Source organism: Novacetimonas pomaceti (genome assembly GCF_003207955.1).
In the GTDB taxonomy this organism is placed as follows: Bacteria; Pseudomonadota; Alphaproteobacteria; order Acetobacterales; family Acetobacteraceae; genus Novacetimonas; species Novacetimonas pomaceti.
This window is the reverse complement of sequence record NZ_NOXG01000004.1, coordinates 76,887-95,588: the sequence shown is the minus strand read 5'-3', so window position 1 is coordinate 95,588 and position 18,702 is coordinate 76,887. Positions and strand designations below refer to the sequence as shown.

Below are 18,702 nucleotides of genomic sequence, written 5' to 3'. Positions count from 1 at the left end.
TATTCTTTTCTTTCTTCAGCGTAGTTCGATGTCCGGCGATGTCGGCCGGGGTCAGGGAAGCGAGATCCTGACCAGAAGCCACGGACGTTCCTCCATGTCGTGCCCGTCATGGAAGACGGGCAGGCGCGACCACTGCCCCACCGTCAGCCACCGCGTCCTGCCCACCAGCGCCAGGCTGTCGGGCGCGATCAGGCGCGGGTCATGCGCGACCATCGACAGGTGTCCGTCAGGCGCGCGCCGCACGACGGCATGATGTTCGATATCGGTCAGGTACAGTGAATTGTCCGGCGCGGTGGCCATCCCGTCGACCACCACGGTCTCGCCCTCGTCCCGGACGGCGCGTTCCACCTGCGCCGGGGTCGCGGCGGGATCCGACAGCACGGCCGTCGGCGCGCTGTACAGCCTGCGGCTCGACAGGGGCTGCCAGTACAGGCGCGATGAATCGGCGCTCAGCGTCACGCCGTCGATGCCGCCCTGTCCCATGACGGGGTGGGTCGGGCTGTACTGGAGCATCTGGCCGTCCAGTTCCATCGCGAAATCCGGCTGCGCCCGGGTGGAGGGCGCATTTTCCAGAACGCGCCGCGCCCTGCCCGTCGCGATATCCACCACGATGATCGCCGGGTGGTCCGCCGTTGACGTGTCGCTGATATACGCCGTGCCGCCCGCGCCATGCGTCATATCCACCCGCACGTCATTGACGTGGCCGTCATCGCGCGTCGCCCCCGTGGAAGGGTCCAGCGCGATGGTGGCAAGGATTTTCCCCGTGCGGGCATCCATCCCGATCAGGGCCGGACGGGGCGGCGTCTTGTCCCCCGCGACCGTCCCCTCGTCCACCACCCACAGGCGTCCGGTCGCATCCACCGTCATGCCCAGCGGGGACACCAGCCGGTCCTGCGTCGCCGCGTCGGGGAACGGCACGGGCCTGCCATCCTTCAGCACGGCAAGGCGCGGCCCCTTGTGATCGGCGGCGCTGCGTGGAAAGGCCAGCACGAGGCGTCCGTCAGGCAGCGCCGCGATGCCGGAGGGCTGCATGTCGGAAAACCGCGCGACGATGGAGATGTTGCGCGTGGGGATCGCGCCATGATCCACGCTGTCGCCCGCATGCGCCTGCAGCGGCGCGCCAAGCAGGAGCATCAGCCCCATCACCCGCATGACGCGATACGAACGGGGGGAAAACGGGGAAATGTTCATGCAGGCTGTTTCCTTTTTCTGCCATCCGGGACCAACGGCCGGAGCGGGAGGCCGATATTTACATGCCATGACGCGCGGCGCATGCCCCCATGACCGCTTTTCCCGGACGGCCCCGCTGTACCGATCGGACCGGCGGGAAAACCGGCTTTTTCGTCAAACGCGATCATGAAGACAGGACACGCCATGTCGTTCCTTGCGTTCATCGGGGACCGGCCCTGCCACGCCGCAACGGCCGACATGCCGGTCAGGGGGACACCATTGAGGGGGCGGAGACGCGCATGGCGTCGCGCACGGCGGGATACAGGGCACGGTAACGCGCCAGCGGGGTGGCATAGGCCGCCGCCAGCGCCGCGTCTGGGGATACCGTCTCCACCCGCTGCGGCGGCAGGCAGACGCTGTCCACCGCCTCCCCCGTGGCGGCCAGCCGCGCCAGCCGCGCCGCGCCGAACGACCCGCCCTGTTCCCCATGCGCCAGACGGTGCAGCGACAGGCCGGTGACCGAGGCCAGGATGGAAATCCACAGGCGGCTGCGCGACCCGCCGCCAATGACGTCGGCCTGCGTCAGGTGCGATCCCGCCTCCGCCAGCACGTCGACCACGTCGCGGAACGAAAACGCGACCCCCTCCAGCACGGCCTGCGTCATTTCGGCCCGCGTCGTGCCCGATGACAGGCCCGCGAAAACACCCCGGATGGTCCCGTCATTATGGGGCGTGCGCTCCCCCGACAGGTAAGGCAGGAAGATGACGGGCGACGGACGCGTCACCTGCGGCGGCAGTTCCGCCAGCAGCGCCGTTTCCGTAACCCCGGTGGTGCGCGACCACCATGCAAGGGACGAGGCCGCCGACAGCGTGACCCCCATCTGGTGCCACATGCGCGGCACGGCATGGCAGAATGCGTGGATCCCGCCCTGCGGATGGGGACGGAAGCGATCCGTCGTCACCCACAGGACCCCCGACGTCCCCAGCGAGAGGAAGGCGGAGCCGGCCCGCACGGCCCCCAGCCCCACGGCCCCGGCGGCATTGTCCCCGGCGCTGCCGGCAAGGACGGGGAGCGTCTTCATGTCCCACCGCCGGGCAAGCATGTCATGCAGGCGACCGGCGGGGGCCGTGCCTTCCACCAGCGCGGGCATGGCGTGGCGCGTCAGACCGCACGCCGCAATCGCGTCATCGGACCAGCGGCGATGCCCCACATCCAGCCACAACGTGCCGGAGGCATCGGACATGTCCTCGATCATCTCGCCCGTCAGGCGGTAACGCAGCCATGCCTTGGGCAGCAGGACATGACGGGTGGCGGCAAAGATTTCGGGTTCGTGGCGCGCGACCCAGATCAGCTTGGGCGCGGTAAAGCCGGGCATGGCGACATTGCCGCATACCTGCCGGCTGCGGGGAAAGCGGCGTTCGAATTCGGCGCATTCCGCCGTGGCGCGCACGTCGTTCCACAGGATGCACGGACGCAGCACCTCCCCCGCCGCATCCAGCAGGACCGCGCCATGCTGCTGTCCCGACAGGCCGATGCCGCGCACCTGCGACATCTGTTGTGGATGGGCCGCCGCCAGCGCGTCCAGCACCGCCAGCGTCGCCACCCACCAGTCATGGGGGTCCTGTTCATTCCATCCGTCATGCGGGGAACTGATGGTCAGGGGATGGGACTGGCTGCCAACCACCGCCTGGCTGTCATCCACCAGCACGGCCTTTATGGCCGACGTGCCCAGATCGATTCCGACAAACATTGTTATTATTATCCCGTACCGGCCGGAACCACGCCCATGGCGACGTCCCGTGCGGCATGTCCTGCCTTGTCGTTCCGTGTGTTGTTACAACTGAAAACACACGCAATGCGGCTTGGCAAGCACGCGCCGCACACCTTCCGGTTATCGGGGCCGGTTATCGGGGGAATGACAGATCGTTGCGCCGCAGTCGCGATGGCGCGACGCGAAAGAAAGGGGACGCAGGGCGAAATCCCCGCATCCCCTCATTCACTCGTTCCTTCCGGGCCAGTTGCCCGGGAACGGTTTAAAACCAAAAATAAAAGTTTTCGGGCGTCGCCTTTTTTAAAAAGACGACATCTTCCAAAGATTTTTGAAAAAAGCTTCACCAAAAAGTTTCATGACTTCAAGACATTATGGGACCTGCCTGTCCGAACGGTCTTTCAGCCGTCGTGGCGTTCCAGGAACGTGCCCACAATGCCATTGACGTCGGAGGCGCATTCCAGCTGCGGCATGTGCCCGATATCGACAAAGCCGTGGTGTGCGCTGTCCGGCAGCAGCCCATCGCCCTGCGTCGCGGGCAGGATCTCGTCCGCCGCCCCCCACATCAGGGTCGCGGGAATCTGCGTCGCCTCCAGCACGTCGCGCAGGTCGTCCCCCTGCCTGCCGTCGGGGAAACACGCGGCCGCCACCGTCCGCAACGCGGCCTGCACGCCATCAAGGCGCTTGTAGCGCAGGACGTCATCAACCATGCGCCGCCCGATCAGCGACTTGTCATGCACAAGGCATTTCAGCACATCCTGCATGGCGCGCGCGCGATCCGCCTCGATAAAGCCGTTGATGAACACCATGTTGATCTGCGTCCCCAGCCCGGCGGGCGCGATCAGCGACAGCGAGGCCACACGTTGTGGCGCATCACGCGCCAGCGTCAGCGCGACCCCGCCCCCCAGCGAATGGCCCATCACATGCACCCGCGACAGGTTCAGGTGATCCAGAAGCTGCGCCGTCACGTCGGCAAAGAATCGCAGCGTGCCTGGCCCCACGTCCTTTGACGACCCGCCATGCCCCGGCAGGTCAAAGGCGATGACCCGCCGCGCGTGCGACAGCGCGGCATGGTTGAACATCCAGTTCTTCAGATCCCCGCCAAAGCCATGCACCAGCACCAGCGGCGTTGCGTCGCCACCGCCCAGTTCATGCACCCGCAGCGTGTGTGTACCCACCGTTACAAGGACAGGATCCGCCGAAGCGCCAGCGGCCTCGGCCGGGCCGCTGGCCTCGGAAAACTCGGACTGGAACCGGGTGATGAACGCGTCGATTTCCGCATCGGGCACCGACGCGTCCGCCACCACCGCGATCAGCGCGCCAACCGGCAGCGTTTCGCCATTGGGCGCGACCTGCCGGCGCAGGGTGCCCGACACCGGGCTTTCAAACGCATTCGTGATCTTCGACGTTTCGATATCGACCAGTTCCTCGCCCGCCTGCACCTTCGCGCCGGGGGCGACCATCCATCCGGCGATCTTGCCCTCGGTCATCGCAAGGCCGAATTTCGGCATGGTGATGGCTGTGATTTCGCTTGCCATGTCAGGCTTTCTCCGTAACGCGCGTGTTCATGACCGATGTGACGGCGGCCTCGATTTTCTCCACGCTGGGAAGATAGAGGCTTTCAAGCGCCGTCGCGAAGGGCACGGGGGTATGGGGCGGCACGACGCGACGGATCGGCGCGCGCAGGGCGTCGAACGCCTCCTCCGCCACCAGGGCCGCGATATCGGTCGCCATGTTGCAGCGCGGGCTGGATTCATCGACGATCACCAGACGCCCGGTATCCGCCACGCATTCAAGGATCGTGTCGCGATCCAGCGGCGAGGTCGTGCGCGGGTCGATGACCGTGCAGCCGATACCCTGGCGTTCCAGACGGTCCGCCGCCTGGTTGGCAAGGCCGACCATGCGGCCAAAGGCGACGATGGTGACATCCGCGCCCTCGCGCGTCAGGTTCGCCTCCCCGAACGGAATGGTATAGGCCTCGTCCGGGACGTCTTCTTCCTCGTCATACATGACCTTGTTTTCAAGGAAGATGACGGGATCATCATCGCGGATCGCCTCGATCAGCAGGCCCTTCGCCTCATAGGGGGAGGACGGGATGACCACCTTCAGGCCGGGGATGTGGGTAAACAGCGGATACAGCGCCTGGCTGTGCTGCGCCGCGGCATTGAAGCCCGCGCCATACATCGCGCGGATCACCAGCGGCGTGCGCGCCTTTCCGCCGAACATGTACCGGAACTTGGCCGTCTGGTTCATGATCTGGTCCAGGCAGCAGCCGACGAAATCAACGAACATCAGTTCGGCCACGGGACGCAGCCCCGTCATCGCCGCCCCCGCCGCCGCACCGATGTACGAGGCCTCGGTAATCGGGGTGTCGAGGACCCGCTCCTCCCCGAATTCCTCCAGCAGTCCCCTGGTCACGCCCAGCACGCCGCCCCAGGCATCTTTGATCCCGGCGGAACCGCCACGGCCGCCGGCCACGTCCTCGCCCATGATGATGACGTTCGGATCGCGCCGCATTTCCAGACGCATGGCCTCGTTAATGGCCTGTCGAAAGCTTTTTTTGCTCATTCTTCGTTCTTTCGGACAATGGTTCCGTGCTGATCACGCGTGATCGCGATCAGTAGCGCACATACACATCGGCCAGCAGGTCCGACGGCTGCGGCAGCGGATCCGCCCGGGCCTGAAGGACCGCGCTTTCGATTTCATCGGCAACGGCGGCGTCGATTTCATCCAGGGCCGAGGCCTCCAGCACGGCGGCCTGCGTCACGCGGTCGCGAAACAGCGTCAGGCAGTCGCGATCGCGCCGGGCCTCCGCCACCTCGCCCGCGGCGCGGTAGGTCATGGCGTCGCCCTCGAAATGCCCGTACCAGCGTTCAAGGTGGACATGCAGCATCGCCGGCCCGTTTCCGCCGCGCGCGTGGGCGATGACCTCCGCCGCCGCCTGATGCACGGCGAAATAGTCGGAACCGTCGCATTCGGCATACGGCATGCCGAACGCCGCCGCGCGCGCCTTCTGCGTGCCGGCGCATGCATAGGACGCACCCGTCGCCTCGCCATAGCCATTGTCCTCCACCACGAAGACGGCGGGCAGTTTCCATACGGACGCGAGGTTGAGGCTTTCGAGCGTCGATCCCTCGTTCGAGGCCCCGTCGCCATAGAACGCCACGGCCACCGCGCCATTGCGCAGGGTTTTGTGCGACAGCGCCGCGCCGCAGATCAGCGGCGGCCCGCCACCGACGATGCCATTGGCGCCAAGCATCCCGCGCGTCAGGTCGGCAATATGCATCGACCCGCCCTTGCCACGGCATACGCCGGTGCTGCGGCCATAGATTTCGGCCATCATGCCCGCGACGCCCACGCCCTTGGCGATGCAGTGGCCGTGGCCGCGATGGGTGCTGGCGATCGTGTCACTGTCGGTCAGGTTGGCGCATACGCCCACGCCGGACGCTTCCTCGCCACAATACAGGTGGACGAAACCGGGGATGCCGCCGGTTGCGAATTCGACATGCAGGCGTTCCTCGAACATGCGGATGGTGCGCATCGCACGATAGGAACGCAGCAGCGTTTCCCGCGCTATTTGCATGGATGTTTTCCCTGTTCCAGCCACGGATGTTCATATCCGTGATTTCGTATCCGGCCCGGCGGCACGCAGCGGCGCGACCGGGCACGCCGCCACCACAGCGCCACCGGCCCCACCGGGACAAGGATGGCCGTCGCGCTTTCACGCCCATGTGACGCGCCGTGTCCGGAGTGTCGCGAAACGCGACACTCCGACGGGGGTTAAGGCGGCATCGCGCGTACCAACCGTTCCGAAAAAAGGCGCTGCATGCCCCCGTTTCCACATCCGGTGTCCCACCACTCCCCCCGCCGCCCCGCCATGGCGGGACCTGACGCGCCGGGACTGGATGCGTCGGGACTGGACGCGTCATGGCGTCGGTGCGGCCATGACCATGGCCTCGACCCCTTTGCGCCCCACATGCCGCCCGTGCTGTGCGGCGCCGAACTGCGCCAGTGCTGCCAGCGGGCGGGCAATGTGCTGCGCCATGCGGAGACGGCCATGGACCGGATGCGCGCCATGCTGTCGCCGCTGGGGTATGCGACGCTGCTGGCCGATGCCGATGGCGTTGTCCTGACCCACCGGATCGAGGCGGAACAGCGTCGGGGCTGTCGCCGATGGTGCCTGTGGCCCGGCGCGATCTGGAACGAAGCGCGCGAGGGCACGAACGCCGTGGGCACCAGCCTTGCCGAAGGGCGGAGTATTGCGGTCCATGGCGCGCAGCACTGGCGCACGGCCCTGCGTGGGCTGGCGTGCGTTGCGACCCCGGTGCATGACGCGCTGGGCCGCGTGGCGGGGGTGATCAACGCCAGTTCCTTTCACCCCAGTGATGACGGGCGGGAAATCGCGCTGATTGCCGCGACCGTGGCGCAGGCGGCGCGGGGCATCGAACGTATGGCCTTCATGGACCTGTACCGGGGGCATGCGATCATGCTGCTGGGCGAAGGGACGGACGGGTCGGTGCCCATGATCGCGGTCGATGACGAACGCGTCGTGGTGGGCGCGACGCATGCCGCGCGCGTGCATATGGGCATTGCCCCGGCGCAGGACCTCAATTTCTGCCTGCTTGACGACACGGCCGGGGAAGACGCCGAAGGCGGCCTGCGCCACGCGCAGAAGATGGCGATCCGTTCCGCGCTGGCCACCGCGCGGGGAAAGGTCGCGGTCGCGGCGCGGATCCTGGGGATCAGCCGATCCACCCTGCATCGCAAGCTGCGCATGCTCGGCCCGCCGGCCGCGCAGCCCTGTCACTGACGTCCCTACCTGCCACTCCCCCCCCCGCGCCCGTCACGCAGGGGCGGTCTGTGCGCGCGCCCCTCCCCCGAACCGTGCGGAAGCGTTATGATCGGGCGGCAAGGGAGTGATGCGAAATGACGTTTCCGATCAGGCTGGCGACGCTGGCCGTTGCGACCGGGCTTCTGTCGGCCTGCGCCACGGGCGGGGATGGTCCTTACAACATGGGTCTGACCGGGCCTGACGGGCCGCCCATCGCGGACAATGACTGGAACCAGACCCAGATGGGGATGGGGGCGTATTACGGACCGGATAATGACGGCTTTGCGGCGCAGGGGCTGGATGGCGGGCCGCCCAACTATATCGACGACGAATACATGCCCCTGCCCTGAATGTTGATTTCAGAGGCTGCCTGAAAAGGCAGGGGCCGATACCACCCTGAAATCATGAAAGTTTTTGGTGAAGCTTTTTGCAAAAAGCTTCGAAAGGACATCGCCCTTCCGAAAAGGCGGCAACCGGAAACTTCTGTCACCCTTCACCAGCAGGCGGTTTTCTGAACGGAACCGGGCGGCCGGATCATTCGCGGTTGTCACACGGGTCATGCGCCAGCATGAAATCCGCAACGCCCGCGCGGATCGCGCGTTCAAAGGCGGCGAGCGTTTCCTCGCCCACGTAATGTTCCATCCCTTCGGCATCGATGCTGGCGTTCTTTTCGCTGATGCCCAGCGCGCGCAGGAAGGTTTCCACGATATGGTGGCGCGCCTGGCTGTCGGCGGCCATCTTCTCCCCCGCTTCGGTCAGGAAGATGCCGCGATAGGGACGGCGCGTGACAAGGCCGTCCGCCTCCAGCCGGCACAGCATCTTGGCCACCGTGGGCTGCGATACGCCCAGGCGCTGCGCGATATCGACCTGACGCGCCTCCTGCCCCTCATGCAGCAGGTCGGCGATCAGTTCGACGTAATCCTCCACCAGGGCGGTCTTGCGTGACTGGCGCGCCTGCTCGAATCCCGCCGACTGGGTCCGGGGATCAGGCATGCAGCCAGGTTTTCTGCGCCTCATGCTATGCGTCTCCTGGATATCGGAACGGGGAGGATACGGGCGGCCGGACGTGGACATCATCGATATGACTTATACAGCAGTTTTTCCGCCCCTCAATTCCCTGCCCGCCAGCGCGCGACGGCCCCCCGATGTCACCACGGAGCGCAGACGGCTGTCCCGCGCCCACCGGCCCCGTGCTCGTTGGCCCCACGCCCATCGGCAATGACCCGGCATCCGGCGAAATGGCGCGGCATGGCGCGCGCCGGCATCATCCGTCGCGTCCCGGCTGCATCGGGATGACGGACGCGATGGCCTGACATCCACGCCACCCATGCAAAATGGCTGGTTGCCATAATGCCGGGACGATGGTCCACGCGGCCCGACGTCAGGATACGAACGGATGCCGCCCGCATGCCGTCCCTTATCCACGCGGGGGCGGGTGGTCGGGGCGGGTCGGATAGAACCAGCAGCCGGATGCATCGCTGTCGCGCATCTGCGCCTGCGTCATGGGGACGGGACCCAGCACGTCGTCGCCGGGGCGCCATCCCTCCGGCGTCATGACATCGCCATCCGCCGAACGCTGGAGCGCGGCGAGCAGGCGCAGCAGTTCGTCCACCGAACGCCCCACCGACATGGGATACCAGATGATCGCGCGCACGATCCCGGTCGGGTCGATGAAATAGGTGGCGCGCACCGTGGCGCTGTCATGGGCATCGGCCGACAGCATGCCGTACGCATGCCCCACCGCCATGGACGGGTCCTCCACCACGGGAAAGGGGACCTCCACGCCGAAGCGGGTGCGAATCGCCTCCAGCCATGCAAGGTGGGAATACAGGCTGTCCACCGACAGGCCCATCAGGGCGCATCCCATGGCCTCGAACCGGGGATATTCACGCGCCAGCGCCATGAACTCGCTGGTACAGACGGGCGTGAAATCCGCAGGGTGGGAGAAAAACAGCAGCCATTTCCCGCGGAAATCGGCCAGACGCATTTCCCCCTGGCTGGTACGGGCCTGAAAATCCGGGGCCGGGTCGCCAATACGCAACGGATGCCGTGCCGTGACGTTGGAAACGGAAGAAGGAGTGCCATCGCTCATTGTCTGCCCCTTTTGCATCTACTGCATCTTGACGCAAGATGTCCGTCAACATACATTTATTATGTAATTTTTAAACTATCGTGAAGACAAGACCATGTCAGATCCAGTCATCACCGCCGCCGCACATCAGGTCCTAACGGCCCTGACGTCCGACAAGGTGCCGGTCGTAAAGACTTTTTTTGACAGGGTGACCTTCACGGCGACCCATGTCGTCCATGACCCCGCCACACGCGCGGCGGCCATCATCGACAGCGTGATGGAATACGACCCGGCGGCGGGTCGGACCGGTCATCACCTTGCACAGGAAATCGTGGATTACGTGCGCGCCCACGACCTGAAACTGGAATGGCTGCTGGAAACGCATGTCCATGCCGACCACCTATCGGCGGCCCCGTGGATTCAGGAACAGCTGGGCGGAAAGCTGGCGATCGGGGCGGACATCGTTCGGGTGCAGGACATTTTCGGCAAGCTGTTCAACGCCGGCACCCGCTTCGCGCGCGACGGCTCGCAGTTCGATCACCTGTTCCATGACGGGGAGACGTTCATGCTCGGCTCCATCCCCGCCATCGCGCTGCATGTGCCGGGCCATACGCCCGCCGACATGGCCTATGTCATCGGGGATGCCGCGTTCATCGGCGATACGCTGTTCATGCCCGATTACGGCACGGCGCGGGCCGATTTCCCCGGCGGCGATGCCCGTGCGCTGTACCGTTCCATACGCCGGCTGCTGTCGCTGCCGGCGCGGACCCGGCTGTTCCTATGCCACGATTACAAGGCGCCGGGACGCGATACGTTCGCGTGGGAAACCACCGTCGGGGCGGAACGCGAACATAACGTGCATGTCCATGACGGCGTGGGCGAGGACGAATTCGTCGCCATGCGGACGGGGCGCGACGCGACGCTGTCGATGCCCGGCCTGCTGATGCCCTCGGTCCAGGTGAACATGCGTGGCGGCCACCTGCCGGAGGCCGAGGAAAACGGCACACGTTATATCAAGATCCCGATTGACCGTGTGTGACACGCGGCCCATTCCTGCCATAACGCCAGACAAAGATACCCCACCCTTTCGTTATCAAGGAGATAGCCAGACATGAACGACACCCCCGCTCCCTCCGCCCCGGCCCTGACCTCCAGCGCGCGGGGCCTGACCTATGACATCGCCATCATCGGCGGCGGGGCTGCCGGCATCTCCACCGCGGCCAGCATCCTCAAGCGCAAGCCGGGGATTACCGTCGCCATTGTCGAACCGTCAGGGTCGCATTTCTATCAGCCGGGCTGGACGCTGGTGGGGGGCGGCGTCTTCAAGCAGTCGCAGACGCGGCGTCCGGAAAAGAAGCTGATCCCGCCGGGCGCGGACTGGATCCAGGCCGCCGCCACGGGGTTCGAGCCCGACAGCCACCTGGTCCACCTGTCGAACGGGTCGTCGGTGCGTTACGGCATCCTGATCGTCGCCACCGGCATCATGCTGGACTGGGACGCGGTCGAGGGCCTTTCGGAAACGCTGGGGCGCAATGGCGTGACCTCCAACTACCGCTATGACCTTGCGCCCTATACATGGCAGCTGGTCCAGACGCTGGGGCGCGGCAACGCGGTCTTTACCCAGCCGCCCATGCCCATCAAGTGCGCGGGCGCGCCGCAGAAGGCCATGTACCTGGCATGCGACGCATGGCGGCGTCGCGGGATTTCGGACAACATCGCCGTATCGTTCCATACCGCGACACCCGGCCTGTTCGGGGTCAAGGACTATGTCCCCGCGCTGATGGAATATATCGAGCGTTACCGCATCGACCTGCAGCTGAAATCCAACCTTGTCGCCGTCGATGGCGCGCGTCAGGTCGCCACCTTCTCCAACGTCGGGGCGGACGGCGCCACCTCCCGCAGCGAGGTGGAATTCGCGATGCTGCATGCCGTCCCGCCGCAGCGCGCGCCCGATGTCATCCGCAACAGCCCGCTGGCGGGCAAGGACGGGTTTGTCGCGGTGGACCCGGCCACCCTGCGCCATGTCAAGTATGACGACATCTTCGCGCTGGGCGATATCGCGGGCACGTCGAACGCCAAGACGGCCGCCGCCGTGCGCAAGCAGGCCCCGATCGTGGCCGTCAACGCGCTGGCCGCGCTGGAGGGACGCCCGATGGTGGCGGATTACGACGGCTATGGCGCATGCCCGCTGACGGTGGAACGCGGCAAGATCGTGCTGGCGGAATTCGGCTATGGCGGCAAGCTGGAGCCGACCCTGCCGACATGGCTGCTCGACGGCCGTCGCCCGACGCACCTGGCATGGCTGTTGAAGGAATATGTCATGCCGCTGCTGTACTGGGACGGGATGCTCAAGGGCCGCGAACTGATGGTCGAACCGCGTCCCCTCACCTCCAAGAGCTGAACCTTTCGCAACCCGCCCCCTGCATGGCACGACAGGCCATGCGGGGGCCGGCGTCCCCGCCATTGACGGGCACGACGCATCATATGCCGCGACCGGGATGCATCGGACGTAAAAGCGGCGTATGAAGCGGCGGTCATGAAGAAAACATCCGCCCCCCCCACCACCCCCCATCATGTCGGCAGTTCCCGTCCGCTGCGCCTGTCCGATGACGTGGTCAGCCACGCCATCTATGGCGGGCCGGGCAAGTGCTACCGCTATACCCTGACGCGCACATGGGACCCGGCGCGGCCCGCCGTGATGTGGCTGATGATGAACCCTTCCGTCGCGACGGAAGAAGGCGACGACCGCACGGTCGCCAAGTGCCAGCGGTACGCGCGGGCATGGGGATACGGGTCGATTTTCGTGGGCAACACCTTTGCCTACCGCTGCACCGACCAGACCCGCCTGATGGAGGTGCCGGACCCGGTGGGGCCGGAAAATGACCACTACCTCCTCGACATGGCGCGCCGGGCCGACATGGTGGTCGCCGCCTATGGATCGCCGCGCTATCCCGCCCTGCGCGAACGCGGGACGCAGGTGGTGCGCATGCTGCAGGATGCCGGGATCGCGGTATATGTCCTGCGGCTGAGCAGTCGCGCGCGGCGGCCCGAACATCCCCTGTACCTGCCTGCCGACCTGCGGCCGACGCTACTGCCTCCCGTCGATACGCTTGCCCCGGACTGAGTTCCGCGGCATCGCGCTGGCCCCTTGCGTCATTCCAGCGCAAGGGCAAGCTGCCGCGCCCCGGCCTGCGCGCGCGGGACAAGGGTGGACAGCGTGACGCCCAGCAGGCGGATGCCGCGTTCGGGCGGGATGCATCCGCGCAGCAGCCCGCGCGCATGGGCATGGAGTTCCTCTGCCGAGGCCACGGCCTGCATCAGCGTGCAGGCGCGCACGATCTGCCGGAAATCGTTATACTTGACCTTGAGCGTCACCGTCCGGCCGGTGATGTCGCGCCGTTCGCAGCCATGCCAGACGCGCTGGCACATGTCGGACACCGGCCCGGCCATGTCGGCCCATTCATACAGGTCGCGCTCGAACGTCCTTTCCGTGCCCAGCGACTTGCGCGGGCGATCGGGCTCCACCGGGCGATGGTCGATCCCCCGCGCGACGCCGTAATAGAAGGAAGCGACCTTTCCGAAATGCCGGGTCAGGTACGTCAGGTCCCGCGCCCGCAGGTCGCGGCCGGTATGGATGCCCAGCGCATGCATGCGCGCCGCCGTGGCGGGACCGATGCCATGGAACTGCTCCACCCCCAGATCGGCGACGAAATCCGCCCCCTGCCCCGGCGTGATGACATGCAGGCCATCGGGCTTGCGATAGTCGGAGGCCAGCTTGGCCAGGAATTTGTTGTATGACACCCCGGCAGAGGCGGTCAGCCCGGTCTCATCCCTGATGGCGGCGCGGATTTCCTGCGCGATCCGGGTGGCCGAACCGCGCACCAGTAGCGGCCGTGTCACATCCAGATAGGCCTCATCCAGCGAAAGCGGCTGTATCAGCGGGGTATAGCGGGCGAAAATCTGGTGAATCCGCGCGGAGACCGCGCGATACACGTCAAAGCGCGGCGGCACGAAAATCAGTTCGGGACATTTGCGGCGGGCGGTTACGGACGGCATGGCCGAACGGACCCCGAAACGCCGGGCCTCGTAACTGGCGGCGGCGACCACGCCACGCTGCCTGTCGCCGCCCACGGCGACGGGACGTCCCCGCAGGGCGGGATTGTCGCGCTGTTCCACCGAGGCATAGAAGGCATCCATGTCCACATGGATGATCCGGCGCGTGTCCGGCGCCTGCGTCATGGATGCCCGCAACAGGCCGGCCCGTCATGGGCCGTGCGGTCGCGACGCGCCGCGGCCCCGGGGGACCACGGCCACGTCACGGCCCGTTCAATCAGCCGTTGCACTTCTTTTTCTTGACGAAGAAGAAGACAAGCCCGGCAATCGCCCCAAGCGCCAGGATGCCCTTAAGGCAGGGGGACTTGGACGGGCACTTCGTCGTACATTCGGACATGGGTAGGGTTCCTCAGTTCTGTCATCTTCGTTCCCAGGTGGAACGAAACGCAGCCATTCTAGCGCAGGCCGCCCGGTCGGGCATACCGGATTTCACGATGCCAGCCTCCCGTTCATGCCCGAAATAAATGCGTGGACATATGAAATCACCCGCCCGTCACCCTATTGACATGCGATGGGAGAGGAGCGGGGATGCACGTGCCTACCTTATTGTTGCGAAGGTTTGCGGGTAATCATGTCATCCAAATATTTTCAGAGGGTCATGGAAATGAAAAAAATTGGACTTCTGTCTGCCTCGCTGCTGATGCTGGGTGCCGCGACCGGCGTTGCGTCGGCCATGCCGTCGAACACGCGCGCGGTCAACCGCGATTTCACCAAGCTGTCGATCGACGGCAGCCGCGCATTCGACGACATCGCGATGGCCCGCACCGCCCTGGCCAACAATGACAGCGCCGGCGCGGCAAAGCTGCTGACCGATGCCAACCATGCCTTTGCCCGCGCCAAGACCGACAACCGCGTGTTCATGAAGGCTGAATCGCAGCTGTCGCAGCCCAAGAAGGCCCCCGCCGGCGCGCCCGCCCCGTCCGCCACCCCCAGCACGCAGCCTGTCGCGTGGCTGCCGGTTGATGGCGAATACATCGTGACCGAGGATCTGGAGCCGACCTCCAGCAAGGGAACGGCGGTCGCGGCCGCGAACACCAGCCTGAACAAGGGCCAGACCGCGCAGGCCAGCCAGAACCTGCAGGTCGCGGCGGTGGACGTTGATTTCGTCCTGGCGGTGGCGCCGCTGCAGGCCAGCTCCGATGACGTGTACCGCGCATCCAACCTGCTGGCCGGCAAGGACACCAAGGGCGCGGACGCGGCGCTGGCCGATGCCCAGAACGCGGTCCGTTTCGTGTCCGAGGACATGGTGGAAACCCCTGACGCCCCCGCTGGCGCCAAGGGTGGCAAGGCCGCCAAAAGCAAGTAAGCCTGCCCCGTTACCGGCGGTCCCGCGCCTGTCGAAAGGCATGGGACCGCCCTTTTACACCCGGGTTTCCGGCCACGGTCGCGTGGAATGCGGACCCGGGCGTGCAGGCCATCACGGACCATCCGGCGACCCGGTCGCATGCATGTCCGCAGGAACCTGAATTATGCGATTCGTCGTCATGGCGGGGATGGCCGGGATCATGACCGGCATGGCTGCCCTTTCCGCGCCATCCGCATGGGGGGGCGACATCCATATCTGCGTCGACCGTCGCGTCATGGCGATGGATCCCGCACCCAATGCCCCGCATTTCGATTCGATCACGGTGCCCAGTGGCACGGTCTTCAATTACGCCGGCCATGCCTTCGGCCCCGCCGACGATCCGCTGGACGAGGCGCATGCCGCCCCCTACGGCAATGGCTGGCGTGGCCTGCCACCGGGGGAAGAACAGCGCAGACGCGCGCTGCAGATGGAAGATATCGGGGGCGACAAGGGGTATCACCGGCCAGAGGCCGCCGTCATGACAAGCGCCCCCGCCGTGCTGACCGCCGCCCATCCCTGCGCCACCGTCACCGCGCAGGCCGTCCTTTCGGCCGACTGGACATGGACCGCCGATCACATACCGGCCAATCCCCATGTCTATTTCCAGGCCTATGGCAGCGTGCAGGGCACGCGCTTCGACCCGACCTTCGCCACGGACCCGGACCTGTTCCAGTGGATCGCGGCGCATGGGGGACTGAACGGTATCGTGACATCCGACATCGAACAGTCCGTCACCCTTCATTCGGACGACTGATTTTCCGGCCAGCCTGCGCTGTCGTCCCCGCGTCCGGTCCCCATATCCGATCCCCGCATCCAATCCCCTGCCCGCGCAAGCGCGCCGGTCACGCGGATGGCCGCAGGGGCGTATAATCGCCATGGCGACAAACCGTTATTCTTCTGGCACATTCACACCCAGTCACGCCCCTGTCGGCAGGGTGTCCCCGTTTTCGCCAGGACGTAACGCATGGAGATCCGAATGGCGCTGTACCAGTCTTCGCAGTTCATAACGGCATGGAACGACCCGGAATTCGACCGGCACCACCATCCCCGTACGCCTGCGCCACATTCGGGTATCTACCGCTGCGTCGGCTGCGGGTTTGAAATCGCCGCAAGCGAAGGGCAGCTCCTGCCGCCCATCCATGCCCATCCCCACCGCCTTGGCACGCAGGAAGTGTGGCAGATGATCGTCTATGCCGACCATCGCCTGAAATAGGGTCCCGGCCGCGACCGTTCCCGGGGGAGGAACGCGCGGCAGGAGGGCATCGTCAGGCGGTCAGGCGTGGCTTACCACCAGCCACCGCCCCAGCCCGGACCCCAGCCCGGACCGCCGCCCCAGCCCCACATGCCCCAGTTCCACGAGGCATCTTCATACATGTCCGCGGTCATCTGCTGCTGATCCGCGAGGTTCTGCGCCTGCACATAGGACTGGTACCGGCCATAGGCGGCCTGGTTGCCAACATAGATGCAGTTACAGACCTTGGGATCGGAGTAGATATAGAGAACATGATCGCCGAACGGCTTCTGAAGGAAACGGTTGGGCGGCAGTTTCTGCAACATCTCCTGACGCTCCGGCGTATTCGCGGGACGCGCGACAAACCCTGCCGCCGCGAGGCTGTTCTCGCGGTCGGCAATCTGGTCACGCACGCTTTCACACCCGGCAAGCGAGAGGCAGGCCATGGTCACGCATGCCGGAAACGCCCATAGAGCCCGATTCGTCCTGATCTTGGTTTTCATCCAGATACCCCTTGTTCCATTCCGTTCATATTCCCGATCCCCGACGCTGGCAAAGGCGAACGGAATGCCGTGCGGGACATGACGCACGATTCATCCGATGAAAATATCACGTTCCCCACACGTTACGATATTCCCCCTGATGCCCTGCCCGCAGTGATACATTATTTTTCATGGACTTTGATTTATCTCATGTCCGGTGGGCGAATTCCCATGCGATACCAGAAGGGCGATGGGGGCATCGCATATCGAATCATCACTTTAAACTTTGGCGGGGCCACATTGTTGGCTCCGCCTTTTTTTCACTTTTGCGACATTTCAGGCCGCCTGTGCCCGGATGGGATGGCCATTGAAAAACCCGCCATGAGGCAACTCATGGCGGGTCATCGTATTGCGTATCGTCAGGCGCCGTGGGGGGCATTGCCGCCGGGTGATACGGAATAAGGATGATGTCAGGTCAGGGAACCACGTGCGTCACGTGACGTTGCCCGGGCGGCGACATGGGGCGGCAGTTCACCCTCCGCCGGCACGGGCAGATCCATCGCAGGCGCGGTCGTGTCCGTGCCGACCGCATCATCACGAAGCATGTAGCCCTGCCCCCATACGGTGGTGATCAGGTTTTCACCCCCCGCTTTCTGGAGCTTCTTGCGCAGCTTGCACACGAACACGTCGATGATCTTCATTTCCGGTTCGTCCATGCCACCATACAGGTGGTTGAGGAACGCATCCTTGGTCAGCACCATGCCCTTACGCAGCAGCAGAAGTTCAAGGATCATGTATTCCTTGCCCGTCAGGTGGACGGACCGTCCGTTGACGGAGACATCGCGACTGTCGAGCGAAAGCCGCAGCATGCCCGCCTGCAGCGTCGGCTCGCTATATCCCTTGGACCGGCGGATGACGGCCTGCATGCGCGCCGTCAGTTCCATCGTGTCATAGGGGCGGGTGACGTAATCATCCGCGCCGGTTGAAAATGCCTTGACCTTGGCCTGCGGACTGGCCCGCGATGACAGGATCAGGACCGGGGTCGTGATCCGCGCCGCGCGGCAGCGCCGCACGACATCGTATCCCTCCATGTCCGGCAGGCCCAGTTCCATGACGGCAATGTCGTAATCATACAGTTTCAGCATCGCGACCGCGTCATGACCCGATGCCGCATGGTCCACCATGAAACCGACAGCGTGCAACTGACTGGTCTCCATGCTGGCCAGGGCCGTGTTCGGTTCAACAAGCAACACACGCATATCGACCACCAAATTTTTGTTAATATATGTTGCTACCTATAAGTGTATTTTTTTCATGAAACAATCTTAAGGTTGTGAATAAACCTCGTTACACTCATTCATAAGGGGAATATAATCCTAATGCCTATGGAAAATAATTCCTTAACATCCAGAATTTTAAGAATTTAAGCGCGAAATCCTGTGCCATTTCATTCCAGAACCGGCCAGAGATGCCCCGAAAATGACACGTTCTGCGTGCAGGATGGACGGATCCTGCAACCTATTTTCCCATGGGAAATGGTTTTGCCTGCGCGGGGCGCCCTGCCCGCATGATCCTGCCAGCAGGAAAAATAGGATGTTAGGACAATACCATATGTGGCATCGCGACCCGCGATGACATCGCCGTTGTCTGTTTTCCTGGCGTGATTATCCGGTCATCCCCGGCCCGGGCGC

At 64.9% G+C, this 18,702-nt stretch carries 21 protein-coding genes; 10 read left to right on the top strand and 11 right to left on the bottom strand.

All coding sequences use genetic code 11. The features are described from left to right. Nucleotides 1-51: 51 nt before the first annotated feature. From CFR71_RS06450 to CFR71_RS06430, 5 genes are all read right to left on the bottom strand, one after another. Complete coding sequence (locus tag CFR71_RS06450) at nucleotides 52-1,152, bottom strand: L-dopachrome tautomerase-related protein (protein WP_239020293.1); 1,101 nt, start codon at nucleotides 1,150-1,152, stop codon at nucleotides 52-54. A 283-nt stretch (nucleotides 1,153-1,435) separates the two neighbouring features. Next, complete coding sequence (xylB, locus tag CFR71_RS06445) at nucleotides 1,436-2,920, bottom strand: xylulokinase (protein ID WP_110528837.1); 1,485 nt, start codon at nucleotides 2,918-2,920, stop codon at nucleotides 1,436-1,438. A gap of 419 nt (nucleotides 2,921-3,339) precedes the next feature. Beyond that, the gene (locus CFR71_RS06440; RefSeq protein ID WP_110528834.1) at nucleotides 3,340-4,476 is read right to left on the bottom strand and encodes an acetoin dehydrogenase dihydrolipoyllysine-residue acetyltransferase subunit; all 1,137 of its coding nucleotides are present in this window, start codon (nucleotides 4,474-4,476) and stop codon (nucleotides 3,340-3,342) included. A gap of 1 nt (nucleotide 4,477) precedes the next feature. Then, a complete protein-coding gene (locus CFR71_RS06435; protein WP_110528831.1) occupies nucleotides 4,478-5,506 on the bottom strand; it encodes an alpha-ketoacid dehydrogenase subunit beta in 1,029 nt (342 codons plus the stop codon). A 49-nt stretch (nucleotides 5,507-5,555) separates the two neighbouring features. Beyond that, nucleotides 5,556-6,521, bottom strand: coding sequence for a thiamine pyrophosphate-dependent dehydrogenase E1 component subunit alpha (locus CFR71_RS06430; protein ID WP_110528828.1), 966 nt, complete (start codon nucleotides 6,519-6,521; stop codon nucleotides 5,556-5,558). A 243-nt stretch (nucleotides 6,522-6,764) separates the two neighbouring features. Between CFR71_RS06430 and CFR71_RS06425 the strand changes: the two genes are divergently transcribed. Beyond that, nucleotides 6,765-7,748: a helix-turn-helix domain-containing protein gene (locus CFR71_RS06425; RefSeq protein WP_110528824.1), complete on the top strand. Its 984-nt coding sequence runs from the start codon at nucleotides 6,765-6,767 to the stop codon at nucleotides 7,746-7,748. A gap of 116 nt (nucleotides 7,749-7,864) precedes the next feature. Continuing rightward, entirely contained in the window at nucleotides 7,865-8,119 is a 255-nt protein-coding gene (locus CFR71_RS06420) for a hypothetical protein (protein ID WP_110528821.1), read from the top strand. Between the two features lie 9 nt (nucleotides 8,120-8,128). Here CFR71_RS06420 and CFR71_RS06415 read toward each other — a convergent pair whose 3' ends face one another. Further along, the gene (locus CFR71_RS06415; protein WP_133251096.1) at nucleotides 8,129-8,329 is read right to left on the bottom strand and encodes a hypothetical protein; all 201 of its coding nucleotides are present in this window, start codon (nucleotides 8,327-8,329) and stop codon (nucleotides 8,129-8,131) included. After that, complete coding sequence (mntR, locus tag CFR71_RS06410) at nucleotides 8,304-8,786, bottom strand: manganese-binding transcriptional regulator MntR (RefSeq protein ID WP_110528815.1); 483 nt, start codon at nucleotides 8,784-8,786, stop codon at nucleotides 8,304-8,306. Before mntR ends, CFR71_RS06415 begins: the two co-directional genes overlap by 26 nt. Nucleotides 8,787-8,914: 128 nt before the next feature. Here mntR and CFR71_RS16435 point away from each other — a divergent pair, with 128 nt between their 5' ends. Then, entirely contained in the window at nucleotides 8,915-9,082 is a 168-nt protein-coding gene (locus CFR71_RS16435) for a hypothetical protein (protein WP_165832045.1), read from the top strand. 104 nt (nucleotides 9,083-9,186) lie between these two features. Here CFR71_RS16435 and CFR71_RS06400 read toward each other — a convergent pair whose 3' ends face one another. After that, a complete protein-coding gene (locus CFR71_RS06400; protein ID WP_110528810.1) occupies nucleotides 9,187-9,861 on the bottom strand; it encodes a peroxiredoxin in 675 nt (224 codons plus the stop codon). Nucleotides 9,862-9,955: 94 nt separating this feature from the next. On the opposite strand from CFR71_RS06400, the gene CFR71_RS06395 reads away from it, so the two are divergent. The 3 genes from CFR71_RS06395 (at nucleotide 9,956) to CFR71_RS06385 (ending at nucleotide 12,964) form a co-directional block, all read left to right on the top strand. Beyond that, nucleotides 9,956-10,879, top strand: a complete 924-nt coding sequence (locus tag CFR71_RS06395) for an MBL fold metallo-hydrolase (RefSeq protein ID WP_110528807.1) — start codon at nucleotides 9,956-9,958, stop codon at nucleotides 10,877-10,879. Between the two features lie 72 nt (nucleotides 10,880-10,951). After that, the gene (locus CFR71_RS06390; RefSeq protein WP_110528804.1) at nucleotides 10,952-12,241 is read left to right on the top strand and encodes an NAD(P)/FAD-dependent oxidoreductase; all 1,290 of its coding nucleotides are present in this window, start codon (nucleotides 10,952-10,954) and stop codon (nucleotides 12,239-12,241) included. Nucleotides 12,242-12,376: 135 nt separating this feature from the next. Next, complete coding sequence (locus tag CFR71_RS06385; protein ID WP_110528801.1) at nucleotides 12,377-12,964, top strand: DUF1643 domain-containing protein; 588 nt, start codon at nucleotides 12,377-12,379, stop codon at nucleotides 12,962-12,964. 29 nt (nucleotides 12,965-12,993) lie between these two features. Here CFR71_RS06385 and dinB read toward each other — a convergent pair whose 3' ends face one another. Then, the gene (dinB, locus tag CFR71_RS06380; RefSeq protein WP_110528798.1) at nucleotides 12,994-14,079 is read right to left on the bottom strand and encodes a DNA polymerase IV; all 1,086 of its coding nucleotides are present in this window, start codon (nucleotides 14,077-14,079) and stop codon (nucleotides 12,994-12,996) included. Nucleotides 14,080-14,557: 478 nt separating this feature from the next. On the opposite strand from dinB, the gene CFR71_RS06375 reads away from it, so the two are divergent. The 3 genes from CFR71_RS06375 to CFR71_RS06365 all read left to right on the top strand — a co-directional run bounded on the left by CFR71_RS06375 (nucleotide 14,558) and on the right by CFR71_RS06365 (nucleotide 16,511). Then, complete coding sequence (locus CFR71_RS06375) at nucleotides 14,558-15,259, top strand: YfdX family protein (RefSeq protein WP_110529088.1); 702 nt, start codon at nucleotides 14,558-14,560, stop codon at nucleotides 15,257-15,259. Nucleotides 15,260-15,422: 163 nt separating this feature from the next. Further along, the gene (locus CFR71_RS06370) at nucleotides 15,423-16,052 is read left to right on the top strand and encodes a hypothetical protein (RefSeq protein ID WP_239019426.1); all 630 of its coding nucleotides are present in this window, start codon (nucleotides 15,423-15,425) and stop codon (nucleotides 16,050-16,052) included. Nucleotides 16,053-16,262: 210 nt separating this feature from the next. After that, nucleotides 16,263-16,511, top strand: coding sequence for a hypothetical protein (locus CFR71_RS06365; protein ID WP_110528795.1), 249 nt, complete (start codon nucleotides 16,263-16,265; stop codon nucleotides 16,509-16,511). A 71-nt stretch (nucleotides 16,512-16,582) separates the two neighbouring features. Here CFR71_RS06365 and CFR71_RS06360 read toward each other — a convergent pair whose 3' ends face one another. Next, nucleotides 16,583-16,975, bottom strand: a complete 393-nt coding sequence (locus tag CFR71_RS06360) for a hypothetical protein (protein ID WP_110529083.1) — start codon at nucleotides 16,973-16,975, stop codon at nucleotides 16,583-16,585. Nucleotides 16,976-17,110: 135 nt separating this feature from the next. On the opposite strand from CFR71_RS06360, the gene CFR71_RS16120 reads away from it, so the two are divergent. Then, the gene (locus tag CFR71_RS16120; protein WP_133251095.1) at nucleotides 17,111-17,473 is read left to right on the top strand and encodes a hypothetical protein; all 363 of its coding nucleotides are present in this window, start codon (nucleotides 17,111-17,113) and stop codon (nucleotides 17,471-17,473) included. Nucleotides 17,474-17,481: 8 nt separating this feature from the next. On the opposite strand, the gene CFR71_RS06355 is transcribed toward CFR71_RS16120, so the two are convergent. Continuing rightward, the gene (locus CFR71_RS06355) at nucleotides 17,482-18,270 is read right to left on the bottom strand and encodes a response regulator transcription factor (protein WP_110528791.1); all 789 of its coding nucleotides are present in this window, start codon (nucleotides 18,268-18,270) and stop codon (nucleotides 17,482-17,484) included. Nucleotides 18,271-18,702: the final 432 nt, after the last annotated feature.

Excerpts from the sequence above, each read along its gene's own strand:
- CFR71_RS06450 (WP_239020293.1), bottom strand. The coding sequence starts at position 1,152 with ATGCGGGTGATGGGGCTGATGCTCCTGCTTGGCGCGCCGCTGCAGGCG.
- xylB (WP_110528837.1), bottom strand. The coding sequence starts at position 2,920 with ATGTTTGTCGGAATCGATCTGGGCACGTCGGCCATAAAGGCCGTGCTG.
- CFR71_RS06440 (WP_110528834.1), bottom strand. The coding sequence starts at position 4,476 with ATGGCAAGCGAAATCACAGCCATCACCATGCCGAAATTCGGCCTTGCG.
- CFR71_RS06435 (WP_110528831.1), bottom strand. The coding sequence starts at position 5,506 with ATGAGCAAAAAAAGCTTTCGACAGGCCATTAACGAGGCCATGCGTCTG.
- CFR71_RS06430 (WP_110528828.1), bottom strand. The coding sequence starts at position 6,521 with ATGCAAATAGCGCGGGAAACGCTGCTGCGTTCCTATCGTGCGATGCGC.
- CFR71_RS06425 (WP_110528824.1), top strand. The coding sequence starts at position 6,765 with ATGCCCCCGTTTCCACATCCGGTGTCCCACCACTCCCCCCGCCGCCCC.
- CFR71_RS06420 (WP_110528821.1), top strand. The coding sequence starts at position 7,865 with ATGACGTTTCCGATCAGGCTGGCGACGCTGGCCGTTGCGACCGGGCTT.
- CFR71_RS06415 (WP_133251096.1), bottom strand. The coding sequence starts at position 8,329 with ATGACCCGTGTGACAACCGCGAATGATCCGGCCGCCCGGTTCCGTTCA.
- mntR (WP_110528815.1), bottom strand. The coding sequence starts at position 8,786 with ATGAGGCGCAGAAAACCTGGCTGCATGCCTGATCCCCGGACCCAGTCG.
- CFR71_RS16435 (WP_165832045.1), top strand. The coding sequence starts at position 8,915 with ATGTCACCACGGAGCGCAGACGGCTGTCCCGCGCCCACCGGCCCCGTG.
- CFR71_RS06400 (WP_110528810.1), bottom strand. The coding sequence starts at position 9,861 with ATGAGCGATGGCACTCCTTCTTCCGTTTCCAACGTCACGGCACGGCAT.
- CFR71_RS06395 (WP_110528807.1), top strand. The coding sequence starts at position 9,956 with ATGTCAGATCCAGTCATCACCGCCGCCGCACATCAGGTCCTAACGGCC.
- CFR71_RS06390 (WP_110528804.1), top strand. The coding sequence starts at position 10,952 with ATGAACGACACCCCCGCTCCCTCCGCCCCGGCCCTGACCTCCAGCGCG.
- CFR71_RS06385 (WP_110528801.1), top strand. The coding sequence starts at position 12,377 with ATGAAGAAAACATCCGCCCCCCCCACCACCCCCCATCATGTCGGCAGT.
- dinB (WP_110528798.1), bottom strand. The coding sequence starts at position 14,079 with ATGACGCAGGCGCCGGACACGCGCCGGATCATCCATGTGGACATGGAT.
- CFR71_RS06375 (WP_110529088.1), top strand. The coding sequence starts at position 14,558 with ATGAAAAAAATTGGACTTCTGTCTGCCTCGCTGCTGATGCTGGGTGCC.
- CFR71_RS06370 (WP_239019426.1), top strand. The coding sequence starts at position 15,423 with ATGCGATTCGTCGTCATGGCGGGGATGGCCGGGATCATGACCGGCATG.
- CFR71_RS06365 (WP_110528795.1), top strand. The coding sequence starts at position 16,263 with ATGGAGATCCGAATGGCGCTGTACCAGTCTTCGCAGTTCATAACGGCA.
- CFR71_RS06360 (WP_110529083.1), bottom strand. The coding sequence starts at position 16,975 with ATGGCCTGCCTCTCGCTTGCCGGGTGTGAAAGCGTGCGTGACCAGATT.
- CFR71_RS16120 (WP_133251095.1), top strand. The coding sequence starts at position 17,111 with ATGACGCACGATTCATCCGATGAAAATATCACGTTCCCCACACGTTAC.
- CFR71_RS06355 (WP_110528791.1), bottom strand. The coding sequence starts at position 18,270 with ATGCGTGTGTTGCTTGTTGAACCGAACACGGCCCTGGCCAGCATGGAG.